Annotated in this window: 2 protein-coding genes; both read left to right on the forward strand. The window is 79.0% G+C overall.

Annotated elements, in window-relative coordinates; all coding sequences use genetic code 11:
* On the forward strand, positions 1 to 2,885 hold a 2,885-nt coding region (locus ABTY20_RS34855; RefSeq protein WP_352001152.1), incomplete at its 5' end, for a DUF5682 family protein.
* On the forward strand, positions 2,882 to 4,494 hold a 1,613-nt coding region (locus ABTY20_RS34860), incomplete at its 3' end, for a hypothetical protein (protein WP_352001153.1). The genes ABTY20_RS34855 and ABTY20_RS34860, both read left to right, overlap by 4 nt.

The following is a 4,494-nucleotide window of genomic DNA, read 5'->3' on the forward strand; positions in this document are numbered from 1 at the left end:
CCGAGGCCACCGCGGGCGGCGAGCGGGCCGCCGTGGTGGTCGGCGCCTTCCACGCCCCGGCGCTGCTGCGGCGGGACGCGGAGGAGGACGACACGACCGCCACGGACGACGCGCGGCGGCCCGTGTGGAACACCTCGTTGATCCCGTACACCTACGCCCTCCTCGACGAGCGGTCCGGCTACCCGGCGGGCATCCGGGACCCGGAGTGGCAGGACATGGTCCTGCGCGCGGCGGGCGACCCGGCCGCGCTGGAGGAGGCGCTGACCGGGGCGGCCGTACGCGTCTGCGCCGAACTGAGGAGCCTCGGCCACCCCTCGGGACCGGCCGACGCCCAGGAGATCAGCCGGCTCGCCTCCGACCTCGCCCGGCTCCGCGGCCTGCCCGCGGCGGGCCGCGGCGAACTGGTCGAAGCCGTCCAGACGGTCCTCGCGCAGGGCGAGCCGTACGGACGCGGGAGGGCTGTGGCGCGGGCGATGGAGCGCGTGCTCGTCGGCACCCGCACCGGGCGTCCCGCCCCGGGTGCACCGCGCAGCGGACTCGTCCCCGCGGTCGAGGCCGAGCTGGCCCGGCTCGGCCTGCCCGGCCCCGGGGAGGGCGGCCCCGGCCCCGCGCGGGACCTGCGTCTGGACCCGCTGCGGTCCGACCTCGACCGGCGCCGTGAACTGCTGCTGCGCCGGCTGACGGTGTGCGGCGTGCCCTACGGGGAGGCCAAGGAGGTCGTCGGCGCGGGCGGCGCCGAGGCCCTCACCTCCCGCTGGGAGGTGCGCTGGACCCCCGCCACGGCGGCCGTGCTGACCACGTCCGGGGTGCGCGGAGTCACCCCTGGGCAGGCCGCCGAAGGAGTCCTGCGCGAACGGCGCCGCCGGGAGCGCGACGAGGGCGGGCCGACCGCCGCACAGGCCCTCGAAGGGCTGGAACGGGCGGCGGAGTGCGGCCTGACCGGGCTCGCGGACGAACGGCTCGGCGACGTCGCCGACGTCCTGCCCCAGGCCGGCACCCTGCCCGAACTCCTCGCCGGGCTGGCCCTGCTCGACCGGGTGCGGGCCGGTCACGTCCCGGGGCTCCCCGCCGGGCCGGACCGCGAGGCCCGGGCGGCCTCCACCGCGGAGCTGCTCACGGCTGCCGCGGTGCGGCAGGTCGACGGACTGACCGGGTCCGAGGACCCCGCCGACGCCCGCGCCCTGCTCGAACTCTCCCACCGGGCCGACCCGCTGGGCGGCATCCGGCTCGCCGACGCCCTGGACCGCCTGTCCGCCGGCGGCTCCCCGTTGATGCGCGGCGCCGCCGGGGCCGTACGCGTCCTGCTCGGACACGAGGAAGCGCGGATCTTCGGCGACCGAGTGGCCTCCTGGGTCGACGGGGCCACCGACCCCGACTCCCGCGCCGCCCTCACCGCCCGGCTCGGTGGGCTGCTGACCGCCGCCGGCCCGCTGCTGGAGGCGGCGGCGCCCGCGCTGGAGCCCCTGCTCACCCGGGTGACCGAGCTGCCCGACCGGGCGTTCCTCGACCGGCTCCCCGCGCTGCGCGGCGGCTTCGACACCCTGAGCCCCGCGGCCCGCGACCGCCTCCTCGCGACCGTCGAGGAACGCCTCGGCACCGCGCACATCGCCGACACGGACGACGTCGCCCCGGCCACGCTCGCCCTCTGGACCGAGGCGGACCTCGCGGCCCGCGCGACCCTGCGGGCGCTGGACCTGCTGCCGCCACCGGGCGGCGGTTTGGCGGAGGACGCGCCAAAGCGCCCGGAGAGCGGTGCGCCGACGGCCGCCGGGGAGCACGTCCTCGCCCCCGCCGACCGCTGGCGCCTCCTCCTCGGCCGCCGCGCCGACCGGCTTGCGCCGTCCGCCGCACCGCTCGCCACCGCGCTGGACGAGCTGTACGGCAGCGGACGCGGTGAGGGCAGCCGGGGGGACCTCACGGGCCCGGGAACCGGCGGGGGACGGCAGGCGCCGTACCCCGGAGTGCGGGAGTGGTCCGAGGAACTGGCCGCGCTGTTCGGGCCGGGCGTCCGGGAGGAAGTGCTGGCGGCCGCCGCCGCGTCGGGCCGCAGGGACGTCCTCGCCGAGCTGGACGCCGACAGCGTGCGGCCCTCGGTGGACCTGCTGCGCACCGTCCTGCGGCACGCGGGCGGACTGCCCGAGGCCCGGCTGGCCGCCCTGCGCCCGCTGGTACGGCGGCTGGTCGACGCGCTGACCCGGCAGCTCGCCACCCGCCTGCGCCCCGCCCTGCACGGCGCCGTCCTGCCCCGGCCCAGCAGACGGCCCGGCGGCGGACTGGACCTGCCCCGCACCCTGCGGGCCAACCTGGCGACCGCGCGCCGCGCCCCGGACGGCACGGTGCGGGTGATCCCCGAGCACCCGGTCTTCCGTACCCGGGCGCGCCGGGCCGCCGACTGGCGGCTGATCCTGGTCACGGACGTGTCGGGGTCCATGGAGGCGTCCACGGTGTGGGCCGCGCTGACCGCCTCCGTCCTGGCGGGGGTGCCGACCCTCTCCACCCACTTCCTGGCGTTCTCCACGGAGGTCGTCGACCTCACCGGCCACGTGGACGACCCGCTGTCGCTGCTGCTGGAGGTCAGCGTGGGCGGCGGCACCCACATCGCCGCCGGGCTGCGGCACGCGCGCGAGCTCGTCACCGTACCGTCGCGCACCCTCGTCGTGGTCGTCAGCGACTTCGAGGAGGGCTACCCGCTGGGAGGTCTGCTCGCCGAGGTCCGCGCACTGGTCGGCGCCGGCTGCCACGTCCTGGGCTGCGCGAGCCTCGACGACACGGGCAGGCCCCGCTACTCCACGGGGGTCGCCGGCCGACTCGTCGCCGCGGGCATGCCCGTCGCCGCCCTCAGCCCGCTCGAACTCGCCCGCTGGGTAGGGGAGAAGATCGCATGAGTCCGGACCTGCCTCCGGTCGTCCCGTCCGTCACCGCCGAACTCGTCGCGGCGCTCCCGCCCCGGCTCCGCAAACGGCTGGACGCGGGCGTGACCAAGCTCCTGGCGCGTCCGGCCGTCCGGGAGGGCGACACCGTGCGGATCGCCGTCGACGACGAGACCGACGTCGTCCTGCGGGCACCCGGCGGGACGGTGACCGGCGCGGACGCGATCCACTGCGGATGCCTGCTGGCCCCCGACTGCCTGCACCGCGCGGCGGCGGCCTCGGCCGCACCGGTCGCCGAGGAGGCTCCGGCCCCCGCCGAGGTCACGGGGGCGGTGGGGGAGACGGGGACGGCACCGACGGGGCCCGAGGCCGCCACCGCGGAGCAACGCGCCGCGGCCCGAGCGGTGTTCGACGCGGCCGCGGCCGTCCTGGAGGCCGGCACGGACGGCGCCGGCGCCGTGCTCCAGGCGGAGCTCCTGCAGGCCGCGCACACCGCCCGCCTCGCCGGCCTCCCACGGGCCTCCGCGGCGGCGGTCTCCGTGGTGACCGGGGTGCGCGCGGCCCGCTCCGCCGACCCCGGCCACCGCCTCCCCGACCTCGCCGGCGCGCTGGCCGGCGTCCTGGGCGTCGCCCACCGCCTCCCGCACGCCACCGGACCCGACCTGACCGGACTGCGCGGCACCGCCCGGCAGCCGTACCGGCCGGACGGCTCCCTGCGGCTGTACGGGCTCTTCTCCGAGCCCGTCCTCACCACGACCGGACACGCGGGCGCGGTCACCTGGACCGCCGACGCCGGCGGGCGTCTGTACACGGTCTCGGACGTGGCGCCGGGCGGGCCCGCCCGGGCGGCCGGCGCCGCCGACCGGACCGTGCGGATCGGCGACACCGCCCTGACCCACCGGGAACTGTCGCGCGCGGGGCTCGCCGTGTCCGGGGCCACCGTCTCCCCGACGGGCCGCCTCGGCGCGGGGGCGGGGGTGCGGGCGGTCCGTGCGTCCGGCGCCGCCTGGCGCGCCGAGCCGCTGGACCGGCTGTGGGCGGTACCCGCCGCCGAGCAGGTGGCCCGGGCGCTGAACGACGGGCAGGACCTGTTGTTCCTGAAGGTGACCCTCGCGGGCACGGTGCGGGAGGCGACGGGCGACTGCCTGCTGGCCGACTGCGGGGGCCTGCCCCTGCGGCTGGCCACCGCCCACGACGACCCCGCGCTCCCTTGCCGCGACAACCTCCGCCTGCTCTCCGCCGCCACGGGAAGCCGGCTGCGGATCGTCGCGCGTCTGGTACCCGGGCCGCATCCCCGTGCCCTGCTGCTCGCCACCGAGCACCCCACCGATCCCGGCGCCCGGGTGGACCTGGGCCTGGACCGCCTCCGGCACGCGGACCTGCCCACCGGCGCGGTCGCGCCACCCGCGCAGACCGTCCCCGCCGGGGACGAGGCCCCGCTGCACCTGCTGCGCCGCCGCGTCCACCAGGCGGTGCCGGGAGGCCGCCGCGTCCTCGCCCTCGCCGGGAACCGGTCGGGCGACGGCACCCGGCTGCGCCGTCTCGGCCTGGTCACGGCGGCCGAAGGTGTCGCGGGGGCGGTCCGCGGCGGCGGCGTGGAGGTCGTCGAGGAGGTCGGCCGCCG

It is taken from the genome of Streptomyces sp. NPDC126497 (assembly GCF_040302425.1).
Taxonomy (GTDB): Bacteria; Actinomycetota; Actinomycetes; order Streptomycetales; family Streptomycetaceae; genus Streptomyces.